Here is a 23,353-nt window from a genome sequence, read left to right on the forward strand (position 1 = left end):
GACAATGAATAAAAGAGGTGTATCTCATATGCTTATACGGTTTGGATATGTCTCACATGCAATGGCACTCTGGGACTGTTCTCCTGCCAAAACAATGACGTTTACAAGCTTTAAGAAACTCAGCAAGCAAGAGCGAGAAGACAAACTGTACCATGTTATAAGGCAAAATTTAGAGCACACAATACGTATCCTTCATTACAATATAGCGCATGAAATCCCACTATATCGCCTATCGTCTTCCATCGTCCCACTTGCAACACATCCCGAAGTCGAGTTTGACTATATTGGGGTATTCACACCACTTTGGCGTAAAATAGGGGCTTTAATTAAAGAACACAATTTACGAATAAGTTTTCATCCAAATCAATTTACGCTATTTACAAGCGACAAGCCACATATTACTACTAACGCTATTACGGATATGACTTATCATTATAAAATATTGGATGCTATAGGCATTGCAGATTCTTCTTACATTAATATTCATGTAGGTGGAGCCTATGGAAATAAAGAAAAGGCAATTGAGCGCTTCCATGAAAACATAAAAAAACTTCCTACACATATAAAAAAACAAATGACTCTTGAAAATGATGATAAAACCTATACAACCGCTGAAACTTTATCAATTTGCCAAAAAGAAAATATTCCATTTGTATTTGATTATCATCATCATATGGCCAATCTTTGCGAGGAACCACTAGAAGAGTTGCTTCCTGCAATTTTTGAAACTTGGTCACATACAAATATCTCTCCTAAAGTTCACATTTCCTCCCCGAGATCGGAAAAAGAATTTAGGGCTCATGCTGAATATATCGATTTAGAGTTTATTAAGCCTTTCTTACACATTGCAAAAAAACACAATCATAATTTCGATATTATGATTGAAAGTAAACAAAAAGACTTAGCACTATTCCAATTAATAGATGAACTTTCTGCTATAAGAGGAATTAAAAGAATAAGTGGTGCAATGTTACAGTGGTAAATTGTAACTTTGCACCATTTTTTCAAAAAAGTAATTTTTATAGTAAAAAACATCCTATTTTATATGCTATTATTTAAATTAGCATTCCCTCGAGATTCAACTTTATTGAAACGGAGTCATAATATGATTAATCAAAAAAAATATGTACAATTTGTCATAATATACATATCTATATTTGCTCTTTGGATACTCTTTATTCCAAATGAATCGCATATAAAGGAGATTGGAATTCTTTTCTTATTCTGTTTCGCTGCACTTTTTTCTTGTCACTGTTTATATAAAGCTATTAAGAGAATGAAACGCAGCGATAAACTATTTTGGATTTTATTACTATGTACTTGCCTATGTGGGTTAGTTATGGAGATAACCCTATTTCTTAGTTCACTTTCTATACATGATCAATCTATATTTTCATATAAAGCATTACCTTTTTTTATCATACAATATATTTTGCTCTTTGTTGGATTTGCTATAAAGTTTATAAAAAATTATTCTATTAAGGGGCTTTCTCAATTTTCATTCGATAGCATCTTTATTATTATTATGAACATTTATTTCACCTTAACTTTTATCTTAGACCTTTCAAGCTTCCGCATGTTAACAAAGGATACTTGGATTTTAATTGGGTATTTCATTGCACAATCATTAGTAATTTACGCCGTTATTAGCCTATATAGAAGAGAACAATATTCTTCTAGTAGAATTGCATTAATTATCGGTTTCACTATTATACTCGTATACGGTTATATTCATCTGTTTCAATTGAATTTTGGGATGAAAACTTCTGCTGAAATTAATTATTTAATACACACTGCTTCTATTTTATTAATTGGACTTTCTTCCATACTATATATTTTAGATAAACCAATGCAGCATGAAACGAAAACAAAATATTATCGATTCGATTATGTACGTTTTATACTACCTTATTTTAGTATAATTATTACTTTTTCTTTTATTATCATTCAACCTTGGGATGATAAATTCATGTTAATCGGTCTCGTATTATCACTTATTTTGTTATTCTTGCGGCAACTTTACATGTGGAAAGATAATCAAGCACTAATTCATACATATGAACAGTTGACTACACAACTAGAGGACGAAGTTGAAGAAGGTGCATTTGCATTATCAAAAAGTGAACAACGTTATAAATCTTTATTCGAGGACCATCCCGATGCCGTTTTCTCTTTAAATATGAATGGCATTTTTCAACAATCTAATAAGGCGTGCGAAAGCTTATTTACTGCCTATTATTGCGAAGTGGCAAGCTATTCTCTGGTACACTTCATTGATTCAAAAGACCACGAACTACTAAAGAAGGCTTTACAAATTACAAAGGAAGGTAGGCCACAAACGTTAGAAGTTCGTACAAAAGAACAAGAAGGCTATTATTATTATCTCCATATTACACTTATCCCTACTTTTATAAACAAAGAAGTGGTCGGAATGTTTGGGATAGCACGTGATATTACCACCTTATATGAAAAACAAAAACAAGTAGAACATTTAGCCTTTCACGATGCACTTACTGGATTACCAAATCGTCGAAAGTTCGAAAAAGATTTAAAAGCCATTTTAAATACAGCCCAAACTAACGCAAATGATGTCGCCGTCATATTCCTTGATTTAGATCGATTTAAAAAAATTAACGATAGACTTGGCCATGACGTTGGAGATTTATTATTAATTGAAGTAGCAAAAAGATTACGCGGTTGCTTGCGTTCAAAAGATATCGTCGCTCGCCAAGGTGGAGATGAGTTTACAATTCTATTACCAGAAATGTACTCAGAAAAAAGTGCAATTTTTATAGCTGAACAGATTTTAACTATTTTAAACAAACCATTCTTCATTCAAGGCGAAGAACTCTCTATTACACCAAGTATCGGAATTGCGATGTACCCTGATTATGGAACTGATGTAAATGAGTTAATGAAAAATGCTGATATGGCTATGTATCGTGCGAAAGCAAATGGAAAAAACAGATTTGTTTTCTTCTCAAAAGAAATGAGTATCGCTCAAAATGAAATTCAATTCTTAGAAGGTGAACTTTCAAAAGCATTACAACAAAATGAATTTTTCCTTGAATACCAGCCACAAGTAAGCACAAAAACAAAACAAATTATCGGTTTTGAAGCATTAATACGTTGGAAGCATCCAAAACTCGGTATCGTATCTCCTGCCCAATTTATCCCTCTAGCAGAGGAAACTGGTTTTATTATTGAACTTGGCAATTGGATTTTACGTACTGCTTGTTTAGAGGCAAAAAGATGGCATAATCAAGGTTTCTCTCACTTAAAAGTTGGTGTAAATTTATCTGTTGTTCAATTTAACCATGCAGATTTAATCCCAACTATTTCAAAGGTATTGGAAGAAACAGAACTGAAACCAGAAGCCACTAGATATTGAAATTACGGAAAGCATCGCAATTAATCAAAATCAATCTGTAGTTGCAAAACTAGAACAACTTCAAAATCTCGGTATTCAAATTTCAATCGACGACTTTGGAACTGGTTATAGTTCTTTAGCTTATTTAACAAAATATCCAATCAACACATTAAAAATCGCTCGAGAGTTTATTTGTGGAATTACAACTAGCCCTTTAGAAGAAGCAATTGTCTCTTCCATTATTACACTATCAAAACAACTAAATTTAGAAGTGATTGCAGAAGGTGTAGAAACGGAAGAAGAATGGGAATTTTTACATAAACAAAATTGTGATCACATTCAAGGATTCTTTATTAGCAAACCTGTTTCTAGTAAAGACGTTTGGATGTTACTCCATAAAAAAACAACCGCCTAAGTAAGACGGTTGTTTTTTAATATTCAAAAGGTAAATCTTTAGCTAATTGTACCTCTTGATCGTTATGAGAAATTATATGGCTTTTCTCTAATGCCGTATCGCCTAATGAAATACCCCATGCCATCGCTAACGTTAATAAACTACCAATAAGTAATTTCTTCATATTCCATCACCCACATTTTTTATTTTAATATATCATGAAAATTTATCTCTATTATATGCAATTATGCATACCCATTTTTTAGGATATTTATCTACTGATTTTATTTACGAGAGCTTCTTTATATGTATGCATTTCTAATATATCAAAAAAGAAGCTTGCCTTTTTATATGCATCTTCAACCTCTGCCCCATCGTACTCCAACTTCCCTAGGCATTCACCTCTTTGATAATATAGCTGTCCAATTAATGCCATACTATTAATTCGGCATGATATTTCAATCGCTTTATTTACTTGATAAAGTGACTCTTCATATTGATTATCTAAATATAATGCTTTCGCATGATTATATCTTACCTTCACTTCAAATTCTTCATTATCATGCAATACCTCTAATTGTTTTAATATATCTTCAAATAACTCAATACTCTTCTTAAAATAGCTATTTTCAGCATAAATATTTGCAATCGCATTTTCTATATAAAGATTTTGGTATACGTCTATTCCAGCTAACTGTTGATTTAACAATTTTTTTAATTCTAAAATACAATATTCGTAATCGATTTTCTTTAATATGTAAGCTGCTACATGATATTGCCATTGAAGAAATTGCTGGAATTCAGGATGATATTCTTCCTTTTTCAGCTCATTCCATACTTTATTATAAATTTCTTTATATCTTTTTTGCTTACAAAGCATAATGATTTGATCTTTAAACTGTTTTTTTCTTTCAATATCGGAATAAATGAGTACCTCATAAAAATGAATAATAGGAACTTGTAATTTTGCTGCGATACCTTGCAATATATCCATACTTGGGTATACCGCACCCGATTCAATTCTACTCACTTCCGATTGATGACATATATTATCGGATAACTGTTTCTGTGTTAATCCTCTCATCACCCTAATTTTCTTAATTTCACTTCCTAATTTTTCTGCGTGCATACTTACTCACCATCCCATTAGAACAATCTAATTTTTTGAGTTGTCATACCACTACAATAATGTGAATTCGACAATTTTTGATATGAAATAATGCATAATATATATAAAATTCGGCAAATTTTTCATACAATTCATCTCACATACAATAATAGATTAGGAGTGTTATAGATGAATTATAGAAAACTTGCTAGTGCTTTCGTTACATTCGGTCTTCTTTGCCCTTTATCAACAGAAGCTATTCATGCTCAAGAATTAGACAAAAGTGCAGTCAAAGTTGAAATTGCTCAGCCTGGTTTAACAATCGGGAAATTAACACAACCTCAAAATGATACGAAAGAAAATATTGCTAAAAAGTATTTAAAAGGTGAGGTAAATGGGGCGAAAGCTCAACAAGAACAAGTCACTACTGAAAAAAATGTAGATTTCCAACCTACAAATAAAGAAACCAAAGAAAATCAAACCGAAGTTCGCCTTGCACAAACATATAAAAACTATAAAGTATATGGCCAAGATCTCATTGTAAAAGTAGATAAAAATGGAGTAATCACAACTGTTAGTGGTAAAGTTGTTCAAAATTTAAATCAACAACCTAATCTTACTATAACAAATTTTTTGTCGAAAAATGAAGTAAAATCTAAATTACGCGATATAGTTCAAATTCCAAGCGATGCAGTTGAGACAGAATTCTCTAGCGAAACCGTTGTTTATAAGAAAAAAGATGGCTATTATACATTCGCAACTGTTATTACATTTACTTATGAAAACAATGAACAAATTATAAACGGCAATGCTATCGTTGATTTAAAAACTGGAGAAGTACTTTTCCAAGAAAAGTTCATTAAAAACAAAGAGAATAAGACTATAAATCAAGTAACATCACCTAGATTATCCCCTGCAAGTGAGCCAGGAACTGGGAAAAATGCACTTCAAGAAAACATCTCTTTCAATATTGCCAAAGGAACTGATGGAAAATTTTATTTAGCGGATTTATCACGCGGAAATGGTATTTATATTTATAATGCAAACTACGCCGATTCCCTTGGAGGATATAGTCAAGCTGGTTATCCAGGGACACTAATTTCAAGTAGTACTCCTAATTTTGCAGATAAAGAAGCCGCGGGCGCTATGAAGAACATGAGTGATATTTACGATTACTTTAAGAAAGAACATAATCTAAAAAGTTACGACAATAAAGATTCAAAAGTTGTTGCTAGTGTACACGGTTTTGATTCTACTGAAGTTAGTGATGGTGTAAAAGAAGACTATGTAAATGCATTTTGGCATCCCGCTTGGAACCAAATGGTATTTGGTGATGGTTTAGACGGAAAACTAACATCCGCTCTTGATGTAACAGCTCATGAATTTGGACATGCTGTATTCAGTGGCACGACGAAAAATAAAGTCGTGAGATATCCAAGCGCTGAAACATCTGCACTAAACGAGGGATTAGCGGATTTCTGGGGTACACAAATCGAATATTACGTAAAGAAAGATAAAGGAAACTGGATTATGGGCGATACATTAGGTGGCCTAACAATTCGTGATATCCCAAGGGAAATTGGTGACGGCGGTCATAAACTATATACAAATTTACAAGATTTCTATAACGATGGTAATAATCAAGAATCACACGTGAATTCTGGTATTATCAGTCACGTATTATATCAATTAGCTGAAGGTAAAACATATAACGGTGTTGCTGTTCAAAAACAAGGAAATGAAAAAGTAAGTAAAGTTGTTATGCGTGCATTGCAAAATTATGCAACTTCCGCTGAAGACTTTGAATCACTTCAATCTCATATCGTACAAGCTGCCAAAGATTTATATGGCACTGCCGTATCAAATGAATTTGCAAAGGCATTTGAAGCACACGGTTACAAACCGTTACAAAAAGTAAATCAAGTAATAGAAGTACAATAATTATAAAAAGAAGGTTACCTCTCATAGGTAACCTTCTTTTTATATCCAACCCTTTTCTTCCGCAATTGTAATTGCCTCAATTCTATTTTTCGCATCAAGCGTTCGCTAATACTTCAGAAATATAATTACGTACTGTACCCGGCGAAAGATAAAGTGCCTTCGCAATTTCGTTTGCCGTCTTTCCTTCTTTCGCAAGCAACAGTACTTCCTTTTCGCGATCTGACAACGGATTTTGCTCCTGCCATAAGCCAAACATTAAATCTTGGGAGACCTCTCGTTTCCCCTTCATTACATTACGAATTGCTGCCGCTAAATCTTCACTTGGGCTATCCTTTAATAAATAGCCGTGCACACCAGCTTTCATTGCTCTTTCAAAATATCCCGGCCGTGCAAATGTTGTTAAAATCATTACTTTGCATGATGATTTTTCTTTCTTTAAAGTCTCAGCGACATCCAATCCACTTTGAATCGGCATTTCAATATCCATAATACTTACATCTGGCTTTAACGATTCAATCAATTCTAACGCCTCTTCCCCGTTCGCAGCTTGCCCAATTACTTCGATATCATCTTCTAGATCAAGCAGGGCCCCTAATGCACCACAGCAGGGCCCCTAATGCACCACGAAGCATCCGCTGGTCTTCTGCAATAATAATTCGAATCATGCCCTCACCTCATCTTTTCCTGTTCTAATAACAACTGGAACTTTTACCGTTAATAACGTCCCTGGATTGATTGTACCTAGTTCAACAAATCCATCAATAAGAGCAATTCGTTCTTTCATGCCGCGAATACCATTTCCATCATGATTTTGATCTGTTAAACCGATTCCGTTATCTTCTACTTTCAAAATCAGTTCACCTTGTGATTCTAATACAGAAACTGCGCACCGCGTTGCCTTACTATGTTTTACAACATTTGTAACGGCCTCACGTAAACACATCCCGACAATATTTTGTTCAATTGGTGATAACGAGCTCGATCTTGCTTCTTGCCTCACTTCTAATTCAATATTAGCTGCTTGTAAGATCGCTTTTATTTGCTCTAGCTCTTCTTCTACCGTAATCATACGCATATCAGAAATTAATTCTCTCAGCTGTTTTAAGGCTGTACGAGACGTTTGTGTAATTTCCTTCGCTTCCGCACTTGCACGCTCTGGATTTTTCACAATTAACTTCTCTACAAGCTGGCTTTTCAAAGTAATAAGAGATAACGTATGCCCTAATGTGTCATGAAGATCTCTTGCAATCCGCTGCCGTTCTTCACGTTTTACTAAGTCTTTAATTTGCTCGTTCGCCTGATCCAATTGATTTCTTAACATCTTTTTCTGATTAAAATTGCGCATACCAAATGGCGTAAGAATCATTAAAATAAACATTGGAACGATATTTACTAAACTTGTAGTTGTTAGTTGATTCATATTTACAAATAAAAATGCTCCAAGCATGATAACTAACGAACATAACAGCACTCGAAATACTTTCTTATTTGGCGCAAATCCCATCGCACTTGCTGTGAAAAAGCCAAAAAATATCATAAAAGGATTATAAAATAAAGCAAATAAAAAGATGAGTACCATTTGAATACACGCCCAAAAAACAAACGTCCTCTGAACAAAATAAAGCTGACGGTATGTGACGATAAAAATTATCAACATACCGCTTCCTATTACAAGCTTCCATCCTGATGCCTGCGCTAAGTGATAAATTGGAAATAATAGATAAACAAACCACATATACGGGAAGAATCCCATATGTTTCGGAAAAATCTCAATCCTCTTCTTCTCTATCATTTATACCGCTTCCTGTCTTTTTCTTATATATATTGATACTACAACAAATATAAGGAAATAACCTCCTAATACCGCGATATTTTCCCATCCAATTGATTTTCCAGCTACAATATCCCACGCACCACTTCCGAAATGGTATGTCGGTGTCCATTCACCAATCGTTCTTAATATTTTGGGGAATACTTCAATCGGCATCCATAACCCGCCAACTATAGCTAAACTCATATTTAAAATATTTGCTAAGCCAGCAGCTGCGTCCGCCTTCTTAATGGAACCTATTACTGTTCCTAACGCTAAAAATGGTGTTACCCCTAACAATAACCATAATCCCGCACCAATCCATTGCCCTATCGTTAACTCAACATGATTAATTAGTATCCCTGCAATAAAGATAACTAATATTGAAAAAGCATTTACTACTGTTTGAGCGATAATTTTTGCTGTTAAATATGCTCCCTCTGGAAGCGGTGTAATTTTTAGAAGATGTGTCCATCCTTGCCCTCTTTCCTGAGAAAGTCTCACACCGAAACTAAAGAGTGCAGTCCCTACAATACTGAAAGTTGCCATCGAAATTAAATAATGTGCTTTCCACGCATCTCCGTTTTGTGGTACTTGAACAACATTTGTGAAAATGTAGTAAAACATAACAGGCATTAATAATGAGAAAAAGATAAATAATTTATTGCGGAATGTACGTAAAATTTCTATTTTGCATTGCATCCATAATGCTCTCATGCGATTTCCTCCTTCTGATTTGCGACAAACTGTTCAAATGCTTCATCAAGACTTCCACGTTTAACTGAAACATCTGTTACAGGTAAACTCTTTTGATAAATGGCTTTTAAAGTTGCATCCGTATCCTCCGTTGTTAAAATGAAGCGTCCTTCGCTTGACTTTACTTCTGTTACATTTGGTAATTCCTTTAGTAATTTTGTAGGAATGCTTTCCTTCGAGTAAAATGTGATTGTTTTTCGCGAAATCGTCGCTTTCATTTCGTCTGGTGTACCATCTGCGATAATCTTTCCGTTCGCAAATAATAAGATACGATTTGCTAAAGCATCTGCTTCTTCTAAATAATGCGTCGTTAAAATAATTGTTTTCCCTTCACTTGCTAACTTTCGAATCGTTTCCCAAAACATTCTTCGAGACGTAATATCCATTCCGACTGTCGGCTCATCTAAAAATAACAAATCTGGATTTCCCGCAAGTGCAAGCGCAAAATTCAACCTTCTTTTTTGCCCACCTGATAACTTCTCACATCTTTGCTTTCGCTCTGATTCTAAATTTGATAACTGCAGTAACGTTTCTATCGCTATAGGATTCGTATAATAACTACGGAATAACTCGATTGCCTCTTCCACCGTAATACTATCAATGACACTTACTTCTTGCAGCATCGCACCGAGGCTATTACGAACATCTCTATGCTTTGGACTCTTTCCAAATATAAAGACCTTACCTTCTGTTGGGTCCTTTAATCCAAGCATCATCGACATCGTCGTTGTTTTCCCCGCACCATTCGGACCAAGTAACGCTACTATTTCCCCTTTATTTACATGAAATGAAACATTATTTACTGCGTTTTTATGTTTAAATGTTTTAGAAACACCATTTACTTCAATAATCTTTTCCATCTCTCCACCCCCGCTGTTTCTTATATTTACATTGTATTACTTGGAAAACTTAGGAAACAGTATAATGCGTCATGACATCGATATGACAATTGTCATGTATTCTTTATGAGAGGAATCAACCCGCATACCGCAAGCGAGTAGCAGGACGAAAATAAACATGATACAATCGGATAAGATATATATTCGAGGAAGGACAGTGGTTTTCATGATTATTCGTAATGAACAAGATTTAGAAGGCTTACGAAAAATCGGCCGCATCGTTGCGCTTGCACGTGAAGAAATGAAAAAACAAGCGAAGCCAGGTATGACAACGAAAGAGCTTGATTTGATCGGTAAAAAAGTATTAGATGAGCATGGTGCTATTTCTGCACCTGAAAAAGAATATGATTTCCCAGGTGTAACTTGCATTAGTGTAAATGAGGAAGTTGCTCATGGTATTCCAGGAGATCGCGTATTAAAAGAAGGCGACTTAGTAAACGTCGATGTATCTGCTGCACTTGATGGCTATTATGCAGATACAGGTATCTCATTTGTTCTTGGAGAAGACGAAGCAAAAGAAAAGCTTTGCCAAGCAGCGGTTGATGCATTTTGGGCAGCAATGAAAAAGGTTAGAGCTGGCTCAAAACAAAATCAAATTGGTCGTGCTGTTTCAAACTTCGCACACAAAAGTGGATACAATGTTATTCAAAACTTAACTGGTCACGGCATTGGTCTTAGCTTACATGAAGCACCAAATCACATTTTAAGTTACTATGATCCAATGGATAATGCGCTTCTAAAAGACGGTCTTGTTATCGCTGTAGAACCGTTCATCTCTATGAAAGCTGATCATATTATTGAACGTGGTGACGATGGCTGGACATTCGTTACACCTGATAAAAGTCTTGTTGCACAATGTGAACATACGGTTGTCGTAACGCGCGGCGAACCAATAATTTTAACAGAAATCTAATACCAAAAACGGCTGTTTTGTAGATTTATTCCACATAAAACAGCCGTTTTTATTTTTGGGAAAATATGTGAACTACTGTTGAACTCTTTATCATTTAAGTATATAATCTTTAGCGGAGGTTACTTAAGCTTATCTTTACTAAAAAGATATTGTAACTAAAAACACCTTCTTTCTTATTGTTTAAACAGTCTCAAAAATGACCGTAGTAACGTGTTAGTCGAATATTATGTAATTCTTATATTCCTCTAACAATGTAAGAAACTATCATCTTTCAACTTCGGTCCACTAATCGCACAACTCTCTTTAGACAAAATAAATGACTATTTTCAAAGTACGTATTGTCTTCATTCTGACCAAAACCAACCCTATCTAGCTTTTTATCTCCACATAACTTTAAGGCAAAAATAAGCCTTCACAAAGGGATACACTACATTGGTTAGTATGTATCGTAAAACTTACCTTTATAACCATTCTTTTTTACTAGATATACATGAAAACTATCTCACATATAAAGGTCTGATATCATTCTTTATATCAGTATTTTTTTCGACATTTTTTGTCGAATTGTGTATATTTCCATAGAACTGTGTAAATATACATTTTGTTTTACGTTAAACAATTTTACTTTGAACATAATCCTGTTTGTCTGAGAACGCGTATAGAAACGGAGGGATAGCAAAAATAAATAGCTTATAACAAATACTTTTAATATTCCATTTGTTCATGTGGAATAAGTCCCCAATGGACAAATGAATGTTCAGAGGAGGAAAAATGAAAAAAATTTTCAATGTATGTTTAATTGTATTCGTACTATTTTCGCAACTTGCTAGTTTTCCATACAATCAAGTAAAAGCGGAAACCTTAACAGGAGATTCCTTATTTGACACTGTTGAAATGAAAGATGCAACGAATCATATTATTGACGAAGCATTAAATCCTAAAAACTTAATAAATGCAGGATCAATCATTCACCTAGAATATGCTTGGTCAATAAAAGATCATCAAATTGCACAAGAAAAAGATGCAACAGTTCTTCAAATACCTAACGCATTAAAAGTAAAAAATGACCAACAAGGAAACTTGATGGCAGATCAACAAATTATTGGTCAATATTTTGTTACGGCAAACGATAACAAAATGAAAATAGTCTTTAACGATTCAGTAAAAGATTCAAAAGGTGTTAAGGGAAAAATTAAATTTGACACTGTATTCAATCCAGATTTAAAACCTGGCATAAAAGCCGTCCCACTCACTTTCCCTCTAGGTACAGTAGCTAAGACTATCTCAGTTCCTGTTCAAGTAGATAACCCTACTTCACCTACTATTAATAGTGATGATGCTAAGCAGACTACCGAAGAGCAAATGAACGGTGACGCACAGCAACCTACTGAACAGCCAAAAGATGGTGAAACACAGCAGAAACCTGCGGAACAACCAAAAGACGGGAATCCTCAGCAGCCTGCGAAACAGTCAAAAGATGGTGAGACACAGCAGAAACCTGCGGAACAACCAAAAGACGGGAACACTCAGCAACCTGCGGAACAGCCGAAAGACAGGAATCCTCAGCAGCCTACTGAACAGCCAAAAGATGGCGGGACACAGCAACCTACTGAGAACCCTGGTGATAACACAACAGGGCAACCTGTTGAAAATCCAGACCCATCACCTAAGCAAATTAAAGAAAATATTTTAACAAGCGTAAAATTAACAGATAAAGACGGAAAAAACCATTTAATGATACAGATAATCGTCCAAATCCTGATTCTGCTGCCAATATCGATTTTACATGGGAAGTTTTAGAATCATTAAAAGTAAAAAAGGGAGATTACTATATTTTCCAACTTCCGGAATATTTTATCGTCCACAACACCATTACACAGCCTTTAGTTGATGGAACAGGACATGAAATTGGGACGTTCGTTGTTGACTTAAACGGAAAAGTAACTATGACTTTTAACGAGTACGTTGAAGACAATCCTAATATAGATGGTCATTTAAAAGTTGGTACGGAATTCAATAAAACAAAAATTAAAGGGACTACGGAACAAAAAATTCCTTTCCCAATTAAAGAACAAGACGTTATTATCGAGCTTGATTTCAAACCTAATGTAAAGAAATCTATGAATAAAAAAGGTATACCTGATAGACCGATTAATACGAATCAAATCAATTGGACAGTCGAAATGAACAAAACAAAAGACATTCTTACAAACGCTGTCTTCCAAGACAATATTCCAAATGGATCCAGTCTCAATGAAGATTCTATTAAGGTTTATGAGTTAGAAGTAGATATTAACGGGAAAACGACTCGTGGAGCCGAAGTTAGTAAAGAAGAATATACACTCACTTCATCCTCCGATAAATTAAATATCGCTTTTAAAAATGAAACGAAAAAAGCATATCAAATTGAATATGCGACAAAAATTACTGACGAAAGTGTTACTAGTTTCAAAAATGAAGCAAAAGTATCCAGCAAGAATCAAGGAGATGTATCCGCAAATGCAACTGTAACTGTTTCACGCGGTACACATCTAGAGAAAACTAGTAAATATAATCCAAAAACACAAACAATTGAATGGACAATTACTTTCAACGGTGACCAAAGAGATATTAAACAATCTGATGCGCTTTTAAAAGACATCTTGGACAAATCTCATAAAGTTGATGCAAGTTCTATCGTGGTTAAAAATGCTTCTTATGATAATAACGGAAAACTTGTTACAGGTGACAACGCCACAAACTTTACTGTAAAAGAAACCGATGAGGGATTTGATTTACAATTTAATGAAGATATTAATAGTGCCTATGTGATTACTTATACATCGAAAGCCAAGAATGATGTTATACAAGATGGCGAAATCGAAAATACAATTATTGCAGATGGAAAATGGAGTAAAACAAACAAAGTTACATTACAACAACAAAACATCATAAAGAAACATAATAAAAATGCAAACGATACAGATTACAATAAGAAAACAACGAAATGGACAATTATTGTAAATGATAACAATTACGTGTTAAATGATGCTGTTATCACTGATACGTTTGACTATAGTGGACTTACATTACAAAAAGATAGTTTCAAAATTACTGATGGATCAACTGAACTGAAATTAGACTCTGATTACACACTTGATGTAACAGCTGACGGATTCAAAGTAACACTAGCTGGTAGTTATAAGTCTAATATGGATAAAACTTTAACCATCACGTACACAACAGACTTTAATTACGAGACTCTATCTAAAAAGGATGATAATAAATCATTCAAAAATACAGCTGAGTTATCATGGAAAGATATAAATGGGAACGATAAAAATAGTAAATCTCATGATAGATTCAATCCTGACGGCTATACAAAAGGAAACGGATTTAAATACGGTTCTTACAATGCCCAAACGAAAGAAATCAAATGGGACATAGGGTTTAACTATAATAACAGGACTATTAAAGACCCTTCTATCGTTGACGTACTAGAAAACAATCAAAAACTTATACCAGACTCCATTGAGATTCATCATATGGAATTAACTGGTGGTGCAGACGGTTATAAATTAGGGGCACTTGTTTCCCCTGACGAATATACGGTAGAAAATGCAACGAAAGATAATAAAAATACATTAACGATTCATTTTAAAAATGAAATTAAAACAGCGTACCATATCAGCTTTAAAACTTCACTTGCAGGTGAAGAAATTAATAAGCGCTATGATAATTACGCCAAATTAAAAGATGGATCGGAAACTATCGCCAATATTCATGGTGCATTCGAGATCAAAAATGGTGGTAGCGGCGTTACGAAAAAAGCAAAACAAAATGACAAGTACATTGATTGGAGCGTTTCTATTAATGCAAGTCAATCAACGATTGAAAATGCTGTCGTAACAGACGATCCGACAGACAATCAAATTCTCGATGAAAAGTCATTCCACCTATATGGGACAACAGTAGCCGTGGATGGCACTTTAACGAAAGATACAACAAACGAATTAAAAGAAGGAAAAGACTATAAACTCAAAATAACAACAGACAACAATACGGGGAAACAACAATTTACAATTGAATTTCTTCATACTATTGATCGAGCTTATATTTTAGAATACCGTTCACTCATTAATGCAGATAATAATGAAAAGGTAAGCAATAAAGCGAAGATTACTGGTAATAGTTTGAAATTAACAGAAACTGAAAAAATTGAAGAAATAGTAGTTAAAGTATCTTCTGGATCTGGAGGCGGTTCTGCTACTAAGGGACGCGGAAACCTTCAAATTAAAAAAGTAGATAATGCAGATCCAAATAAAATTTTATCTGGCGTAGTATTTACTTTATTCGATCGCACAGGTACAACTGCTATTCGAACAATTACAACAGACAAAAATGGTATCGCTCAGTTTAACAACTTAAAACGCGATGAATATCTGCTCAGAGAAATGAAAACTCTTGATGGCTATGTCATTAGTAAAGAATTAAAAGCAGGTAAACTTGTTAAGCTTGGTGCAGAAGAAACTACAACATATACTCTTAAAAACGAGAAATTTGTTGGAAAAGTAGTACTTACAAAGACTGATGCTCATAACAAAGAAAAGCTTAAAAATGCAGTTTTCTCTCTGCTTGATCAAAACCATAATGTCATTCCTGAACATAAAGAATTAATAACAAATGATAAAGGACAAATTACTGTAGATAATTTAAAACCAGGAACTTACTACTTAAAAGAAATAAAGGCTCCTGAACATTATCAATTAGATGATCGACTTATTGAATTTACAATCGAGGAAGATCAAACAACAGTAATTAATAAAGAGGCCCAAAACAACTTGATTAGAGGCTCAGTTATCCTAACAAAAGTTGATAAAGAGGGTAATACTTTAGAAGGTGCAGTATTTAGTGTACGGGACCGAAATAACAAAAGAATTCCTGGTTATACCAAATTAACGACAAATGGTAACGGACAAATCGAAGCGAAAAATTTACTTCCTGGAGAGTACCAATTTGTTGAAGAAAAAGCACCTGAACATTATGAAATAGATAAAAAACCGCTTAAATTTACAGTTGAAAAGAGCCAACAGAAAGCACTTACTGTTACAGCGACAAATCACCTCATTAAAGGTGGTGTCACTTTAACGAAAGTCGATGATGTCGATGGCACTGCCCTTGAAGGTGCTGTATTTAAAATTGTCGATGCGAATGACGAGAAACAAGTAATTCGTGAAAATATAAAAACAGGTTCAGATGGAAAAGTTACCGTTAAAGATTTAGAGCCTGGTGCTTATAAATTTATCGAAACAGAAGCTCCTAAGGATTATACGTTAAGTACAAACCCTATCGAGTTTACAATTGATAAAAGCCAACAAGCTCTTGCTACTGTTACGGCAAATAACAGCTTAAAAACGGGCGAGGTTGAATTATTAAAAGTTGATGAGTTTGGTGAGAAAAAACCACTAGAAGGTGCGGTATTCAAACTTGTCGATACAAATAATAATGACGTTTCCCCTCACACTAACTTAACTACTGATAAACACGGTAAAGTTAAAGTTAGTAACCTACGTCCTGGTACGTATAAATTTATTGAAATAGCTGCTCCTGAACATTACGTTTTACGAGCAGAACCTATTGAATTTACAATCGATAGAAGTCAGAAAGAAACTCTACTTGTGAAAGCTGAAAATGCTTTAAAACCAGGAGATGTTGAATTAACAAAAGTTGATGATATCGATGGTACAGCTCTTGAAGGTGCTGTATTTAAAATTGTTGATGCAAATGATGAAAAGAAAGTTATTCGCGAAAATGTAAAAACTGGTGCGGATGGTAAAGCTATCGCTACTGGCTTACGCCCTGGCGATTATAAATTTATCGAAGTAACAGCACCGAAGTATTACGACAAAAATACAAAACCAATTAAATTTACGATTACAGAAAGTCAAACAACTCAGGCTACTGTTACCGCTAAAAACAGCTTAACAAAAGGCGGTATTGAGTTAACAAAAGTGAATGCTGCAGATGAAAAGGAAACACTTGAAGGTGCAGTATTTAAAATCGTTAATAGAGATACTAATGAAGATGTTCGTACGGACCTTGTTACGAATAGTAAAGGAATGCTAGTTGTAGATGACTTACGTCCTGGTAACTATAAGCTTATCGAAACAAAGGCTCCAACTTATTACGATGTAAATGTAGAACCAATTGAATTTACAATCGAAAAAGGACAACAAAAACTCCTTCCACTTACATTTAAAAATAGTTTAACGAAAGGAAAAGTTAAACTTATTAAAGAAGATGATGTGGAAAGTAGTAAAGCTCTTGCCGGCGCTGTATTCACATTGCAAGATGCAACTGGCAAAGAAATTATGAAAGATTTAACAACAGATGATTACGGAGTATTAGTTATTCCTGATTTAGCACCAGGGGATTATCAATTTATCGAAACAAAAGCCCCTGAACATTATAAATTAGACAAAACACCTATTAAGTTCACAATTAAAAAAGGTAGTAAGGAAGATCTTCCTATCCCTGTTACTGTAAAAAACAGTTTACTTACAGGTGGCGTCACTTTAACAAAAGTTGATGATGTTGATGGCACTATTCTTGAAGGTGCAGAATTTATAATCGTTGACGCTCATGATACTAAAAAGGTAATTCGCAAAGGTTTAACGACTGATAAAAACGGTAAAATTTCTGCTTCTGATTTACGTCCTGGAGACTATCAATTTATTGAAGTAAAAGCTCCAAAAGACTATACCTTAAGCAAAGACCCTATTCCATTCACTATCGAAAAAAGTCAAAAAGAGAATATTACTGTTACTGCTACTAACAGTTTAAAGAAAGGTGCAGTAACATTAACAAAAATTGACGACATCGATCGTACGATGCTCGAAGGTGCAATCTTTAAGATTGTTGATATGAATGGTAAGGAAGTTCATACGAATCTTGTTACAGATAAAAACGGTAAAATTTCTGTTTCTGATTTACGCCCTGGAGACTATCAGTTCATTGAAACAAAAGCTCCTGAGCACTATGTATTAGATGAAACAACGATTCCATTTACAATTGAAAGAAGTCAAACGAAAGAGATCAATGTTACAGGCAAAAATGCTTTGAAAAACGGTAGCGTTGAACTAACAAAGATTGACGATATTGATATAAATACAAAACTTGCTAACGCCGTATTTAATTTATTAGATGCAGACGGAGAGCTAGTTAAAGAAGGCTTAAAAACAAATGATGAAGGTAAAATTGTTGTTGAAAACCTACGTCCTGGTACGTATCAATTCGTTGAAACAATTGCTCCTGAACATTACGATTTAGATAAAAGACCTATCGTATTTACAATTAAAAAGAGCCAAACTGAAACTCTTCATGTCACTGCTACAAATACTTTAACAAAGGGTGCAGTTAAACTTTCTAAAGTTGATGATGTTGATGGCACTGTTCTTAAAGATGCAGTATTTAAAATTGTTAATATGAATGGTGATGTAGTTCATAAAGACCTTGTTACAAATGAACAAGGAATAATCGAAATTAACGACCTACGTCCTGGTGATTACCAATTTATCGAAACGAAAGCTCCGAAGCATTACGTTTTAGATGAAACACCAATCAAATTCACTATTGAAAAAGGACAGAAGAAAGCTATTTCTTTAACTGCTACAAATAGCTTAAAACAAGGTAGTATCGAATTACTTAAAGTTGATGATTTAAACACTCAAACAAAACTTGCTGATGCGGTATTTAATTTACTGGATCAAGATGGCAAAGTACTTAAAACAGATTTAAAAACAAACAGCGAAGGTAAAATCGTTATCGAAAACTTACGTCCTGGTACGTATCAATTCGTTGAAATAACGGCTCCTGAACACTATGATTTAGACAAAAAACCAATTATATTTACAATTGAAAAAAGCCAAAAAGATATTGCTACCGTTACTATGAAAAATAGTTTAACAAAAGGCGGCGTGGAACTTTCTAAAGTGGATGACGTCGATGGCACTACTCTTGAAGGCGCAGTATTTAAAATTGTGGATATGAATGGTACTGTAATTCGCAAAAATCTTGTTACGAATCAACAAGGTAAAATTAGCGTTTCTGACCTACGTCCTGGTGATTATCAATTCATCGAGACAACGGCTCCGAAACACTACGATTTAAACAAAGAGCCGATTCCATTCACAATTACAAAGAGCCAAGCTGATCCTATCTCCGTTACAGCTACAAATAGCTTAACGAAAGGCGCTGTGGAACTTTCTAAAGTGGATGATGTAGATGGTACTGCTCTTAAAGATGCGGTATTTAAAATTACTGATCTGAATGGTAACGACATTCGTACTGAGCTTACAACAGATGTACACGGAAAAATTTCTGTTTCTGATTTACGTCCTGGGGACTATCAGTTTGTTGAAACGAAAGCTCCTGAACACTATAAATTAGATAGTACACCTATTAAGTTTACAATTAAGAAAAGCCAAAAAGAAAAGCTCCAAGTTACTGCTACAAATAGCTTAACTGAGGGTGCTGTAGAATTAGTAAAAGTGGATGATATAAATCCAGATACAAAACTTTCTGATGCAGTGTTTAACATCATCGATGCGAAAGGTAAAATTGTTCGCACTGATTTAACTACTGATAAAGATGGGAAGATTACTGCTACGAACTTACGCCCAGGAGACTATCAATTCATTGAAACGAAAGCTCCGAAAGATTACGATTTAAATAAAACACCTATTAGCTTCACTATCGAAAGAAGTCAACTAACTCACGCTTCTGTTACTGCTAAGAATGGCCTAACAAAAGGTGGCGTGGAATTAACGAAAGTTGACTCTATAGATAAGAAAGAAATGCTAGAAGGTGCGGTATTTAAAATTACTGATCTGAACGGTAACGACATTCGTACGAATTTAGTTACCAATAAAGACGGAAAAATCATCGCTAAAGACTTACAACCAGGAGACTATCAATTTATTGAAACAAAAGCTCCTAAACATTACGACTTAAATGAAGAACCAATTAAGTTCACAATCGAAAGAAGTCAAACAAAGCATGTCTTCGTTACAGCTATTAATAGCTTAACGGAAGGTAGTGTTGAGTTAATTAAAGTTGATGATGCCAAGCAAAACACAACACTTGAAGGTGCAGTATTTAAAATTGTTAATAAGGATGGACACGATGTTCGTACCGATTTAACTACTGATAAAAACGGCCGTTTAGTTGTGGATGAATTACCGCCAGGAGACTATGAGTTTATCGAAACGAAAGCTCCTGAACACTATGACTTAAACAAAACACCTATTAAGTTCACAGTTAAAAAAGGCCAAGAAAAAATCGCCTCTGTTACTGCTACGAATAGCTTAACTAAAGGCGCAGTTGAATTAACTAAAGTTGATGACATCGATGGTACTACTCTTGAAGGAGCAATCTTTAAAATTGTAGATATGGACGGCAAGGATGTTCGTTCTGATTTAACTACTGATAAAGATGGGAAGATTTCTGTTTCTGATTTACGTCCGGGAGATTATCAGTTCATTGAAACGAAAGCTCCAACTGGCTATGATTTAAACATTAAACCAATTCCTTTCACAATTACGAAAGGACAATCTCAGATTACCTCTGTTACAGCTTTAAATAGTTTAACAACAGGTTCAATTGAGTTAACTAAAGTTGATATTGATCACCATGGAACACTTGAAGGTGCCATTTTCAATATTTTAGACCAAGATGGAAAAATCATCCGAGAAGGTTTAAAAACAGACCAACACGGAAAAGTAATCGTAAATGATTTGAAACCTGGTAATTATCAATTAGTAGAAACACAGGCTCCTAAAGGCTATCAATTAGATGCATCACCAATAAACTTTACAATTGATAAAGCCCAAGCTACACCACTACAAATTACAGTTTCAAATAAAAAGATTGAATCTTCGTCAGGTGGAGATGACAAGCCAGTTACTCCTCCAAATAAAGAAGAGAACAAAGGCAATGAAACATCTGAGAAACACGAAAACGGAACTTCCGAAGAAACATCGAATAAAACAGATAACAAACAGCAAGATGATCGAAATACGGATAAACACCTTCCAAATACAGGTCATAAAGAAGACCCTACACAAACAGTAGGTATCCTTCTTCTACTAGCTGGATTATTAAGTATTTTGGCTACAAAACGCAAAAAAAATTATTAATAATTTTTTCACATCCAATCAATCTCTCAATTGATTGGATGTTTTTTTATACAAAAAGGACGATACATAAAGTATCGTCCTTTTAACGGGGTGAGGCTGCCCAAAAGTACGGAAAACCTTTGAACAGCCTCTTATTTTCATATGGATGCCTTACATATATCACTGATAATAATTATGAAATGCGGAAACATAATTACCATCAACTGATTCAAACATGAGAAATGAAACCCTACAGTGGTTCCATTTCTCTACATAATCTAAAGTTTGGGTACACTAGATTCATGCAATGTAGGAGCTTTCAGAGTAGAAAGCGAACCTTCGTTTAAAATGATAGCATACATATCTTCCTCAAAAATATGCAAATATGCATATATTGTTTTTATTTCTCAATGTCAGAATATTGAAAAACAAAAGACTCGAAGGTAAAATAAAGTCATTATCCGTCTTCTTTTGTCAGTCACAGAGAATAGAAGAATAGGAGAGGAAAAAATGAGAAAATCATTGAAACAAAAAATAGTAAGCTCTTTGCTTGCTGTATCACTCGCTGTTAGCTTAGCTCCAATTGGGCAAGCAAAAGCGGATTCCACGTCAGAGGTTACACAAACTCCATCTATTACAAAACAGATTGATCCAAACCGCGCGATTGAACATGTTCGTTTCTTATCTGAAACAATTGGTCCTCGCCCCGGTGGAACAAAATCCGAAGAATGGGCTTCTCGTTACATTGGTATGCAGCTTAAATCAATGGGCTATGACGTAGAATATCAACCATTTCAGGTGCCCGATCAATACGTTGGATTCATTGAATCACCACTATCAACAAAACGTAATTGGCAAGCTGGTGCTGCTCCTAATGCACTCATTTCTACAGAAGCTATTACAGCCCCCCTTATCTTTGTTCAAGGTGGGACAAAATTAGAAGATATTCCAAATGAAGTAAACGGTAAAATTGTTTTATTTGAAAGAGGAACGACAGTTACAGACTATAATAAACAAGTTGAAAATGCTGTTAGCAAAGGTGCAAAAGGTGTTCTTTTATACAGTTTAATTGGCGGACGCGGAAATTATGGACAAACCTTCAATCCCCGCCTAACGAAAAAGCAGTCTATCCCTGTCTTTGGTCTTGCTTATGCGCAAGGAAATGCATTTAAAGAAGAAATCGCTAAAAAAGGGACAACAATTCTTTCCCTAAAAGCGAGACATGAATCTAAATTAACATCTCTAAATGTTATCGCCAAAAAGAAACCAAAAAAGAGTACAGGTAATGAGAAAGCAGTCGTTGTAAGCTCGCACTATGATAGTGTTGTCGGAGCACCTGGCGCAAATGATAATGCTTCTGGAACTGGATTAGTATTAGAACTAGCTCGTGCTTTTCAAAATGTAGAAACTGATAAAGAAATTCGCTTTATTACCTTTGGTTCTGAAGAAACTGGATTACTTGGTTCGGATTATTACGTGAATAGTCTATCCCAGAAAGAACGCGACCGTATTTTAGGTGTCTTTAACGCCGACATGGTTGCAACAAATTATGATAAAGCAAAGAATTTATACGCTATGACACCTGATGGCTCTACAAACTTTGTAACAGACGCTGCCTTGCAAGCAGGTAAACAACTAAATAATGACCTCGTCCTACAAGGTAAATTCGGTTCTAGTGATCATGTTCCATTTGCTGAAGCTGGTATTCCTGCTGCTCTATTCATTTGGATGGGTGTCGATAGTTGGAATCCATTAATCTATCATATTGAGAAGGTATACCATACACCTCAAGATAACGTATTAGAAAACATTTCACCTGAACGAATGAGAATGGCATTAGACGTTATCGGAACAGGAGTTTATAACTCGCTTCAAAAACCTGTTCCTCAAACTGAACAGAAAGCTGCTTAATCATTTAAAAGACCACTGATTTTATCAGTGGTCTTTTATTGAGAAAAAATATATATGCATAAAAGCATATTTTATCCTACCCATTATCGTATACAAT

9 protein-coding genes and 3 pseudogenes are annotated in these 23,353 nt (G+C 34.6%); 6 read left to right on the forward strand and 6 right to left on the reverse strand.

Translation table 11 applies throughout. The features are described 5' to 3' along the window. The first annotated feature begins 28 nt into the window (after positions 1 to 28). Complete coding sequence (gene uvsE / locus BC_RS26670; RefSeq protein ID WP_011110499.1) at positions 29 to 982, forward strand: UV DNA damage repair endonuclease UvsE; 954 nt, start codon at positions 29 to 31, stop codon at positions 980 to 982. Positions 983 to 1,105: 123 nt separating this feature from the next. Beyond that, positions 1,106 to 3,785: pseudogene (locus BC_RS26675) on the forward strand (DUF4084 domain-containing protein). Between the two features lie 16 nt (positions 3,786 to 3,801). Here BC_RS26675 and BC_RS26680 read toward each other — a convergent pair. Both BC_RS26680 and plcR read right to left on the reverse strand, forming a co-directional pair. After that, on the reverse strand, positions 3,802 to 3,948 hold the full coding sequence (locus tag BC_RS26680; RefSeq protein WP_000734730.1) for a quorum-sensing peptide PapR: 147 nt from the start codon (positions 3,946 to 3,948) through the stop codon (positions 3,802 to 3,804). Positions 3,949 to 4,035: 87 nt separating this feature from the next. Beyond that, on the reverse strand, positions 4,036 to 4,893 hold the full coding sequence (plcR, locus tag BC_RS26685; RefSeq protein ID WP_000542912.1) for a transcriptional regulator PlcR: 858 nt from the start codon (positions 4,891 to 4,893) through the stop codon (positions 4,036 to 4,038). 168 nt (positions 4,894 to 5,061) lie between these two features. Between plcR and BC_RS26690 the strand changes: the two genes are divergently transcribed. Then, positions 5,062 to 6,813, forward strand: a complete 1,752-nt coding sequence (locus tag BC_RS26690) for a M4 family metallopeptidase (RefSeq protein ID WP_001109507.1) — start codon at positions 5,062 to 5,064, stop codon at positions 6,811 to 6,813. A 39-nt stretch (positions 6,814 to 6,852) separates the two neighbouring features. On the opposite strand, the pseudogene BC_RS26695 reads toward BC_RS26690, so the two are convergent. From BC_RS26695 to BC_RS26710, 4 genes and pseudogenes are all read right to left on the reverse strand, one after another. After that, positions 6,853 to 7,478, reverse strand: a pseudogene (locus BC_RS26695) (response regulator transcription factor). Then, on the reverse strand, positions 7,475 to 8,605 hold the full coding sequence (locus BC_RS26700; protein WP_000570606.1) for a sensor histidine kinase: 1,131 nt from the start codon (positions 8,603 to 8,605) through the stop codon (positions 7,475 to 7,477). Before BC_RS26700 ends, BC_RS26695 begins: the two are co-directional and overlap by 4 nt. Next, positions 8,606 to 9,340 (reverse strand): ABC transporter permease, encoded by a 735-nt coding sequence (locus BC_RS26705; RefSeq protein ID WP_001202429.1) that lies wholly within the window; start codon positions 9,338 to 9,340, stop codon positions 8,606 to 8,608. After that, complete coding sequence (locus BC_RS26710) at positions 9,337 to 10,239, reverse strand: ABC transporter ATP-binding protein (RefSeq protein ID WP_000411125.1); 903 nt, start codon at positions 10,237 to 10,239, stop codon at positions 9,337 to 9,339. Before BC_RS26710 ends, BC_RS26705 begins: the two co-directional genes overlap by 4 nt. 157 nt (positions 10,240 to 10,396) lie before the next feature. Here BC_RS26710 and map point away from each other — a divergent pair, with 157 nt between their 5' ends. From map to BC_RS26725, 3 genes and pseudogenes are all read left to right on the forward strand, one after another. After that, the gene (gene map / locus BC_RS26715) at positions 10,397 to 11,191 is read left to right on the forward strand and encodes a type I methionyl aminopeptidase (RefSeq protein WP_003313889.1); all 795 of its coding nucleotides are present in this window, start codon (positions 10,397 to 10,399) and stop codon (positions 11,189 to 11,191) included. A gap of 771 nt (positions 11,192 to 11,962) precedes the next feature. Beyond that, positions 11,963 to 21,366 (forward strand): annotated as a pseudogene (locus tag BC_RS26720) (SpaA isopeptide-forming pilin-related protein). A 489-nt stretch (positions 21,367 to 21,855) separates the two neighbouring features. Then, complete coding sequence (locus BC_RS26725; protein ID WP_001232212.1) at positions 21,856 to 23,256, forward strand: M28 family metallopeptidase; 1,401 nt, start codon at positions 21,856 to 21,858, stop codon at positions 23,254 to 23,256. Positions 23,257 to 23,353 lie beyond the last annotated feature (97 nt).

The sequence above is a fragment of the Bacillus cereus ATCC 14579 genome, from assembly GCF_000007825.1.
GTDB classification, from domain to species: domain Bacteria; phylum Bacillota; class Bacilli; order Bacillales; family Bacillaceae_G; genus Bacillus_A; species Bacillus_A cereus.

Excerpts from the sequence above, each read along its gene's own strand:
- uvsE (WP_011110499.1), top strand. The coding sequence starts at position 29 with ATGCTTATACGGTTTGGATATGTCTCACATGCAATGGCACTCTGGGAC.
- BC_RS26680 (WP_000734730.1), bottom strand. The coding sequence starts at position 3,948 with ATGAAGAAATTACTTATTGGTAGTTTATTAACGTTAGCGATGGCATGG.
- plcR (WP_000542912.1), bottom strand. The coding sequence starts at position 4,893 with ATGCACGCAGAAAAATTAGGAAGTGAAATTAAGAAAATTAGGGTGATG.
- BC_RS26690 (WP_001109507.1), top strand. The coding sequence starts at position 5,062 with ATGAATTATAGAAAACTTGCTAGTGCTTTCGTTACATTCGGTCTTCTT.
- BC_RS26700 (WP_000570606.1), bottom strand. The coding sequence starts at position 8,605 with ATGATAGAGAAGAAGAGGATTGAGATTTTTCCGAAACATATGGGATTC.
- BC_RS26705 (WP_001202429.1), bottom strand. The coding sequence starts at position 9,340 with ATGAGAGCATTATGGATGCAATGCAAAATAGAAATTTTACGTACATTC.
- BC_RS26710 (WP_000411125.1), bottom strand. The coding sequence starts at position 10,239 with ATGGAAAAGATTATTGAAGTAAATGGTGTTTCTAAAACATTTAAACAT.
- map (WP_003313889.1), top strand. The coding sequence starts at position 10,397 with ATGATACAATCGGATAAGATATATATTCGAGGAAGGACAGTGGTTTTC.
- BC_RS26725 (WP_001232212.1), top strand. The coding sequence starts at position 21,856 with ATGAGAAAATCATTGAAACAAAAAATAGTAAGCTCTTTGCTTGCTGTA.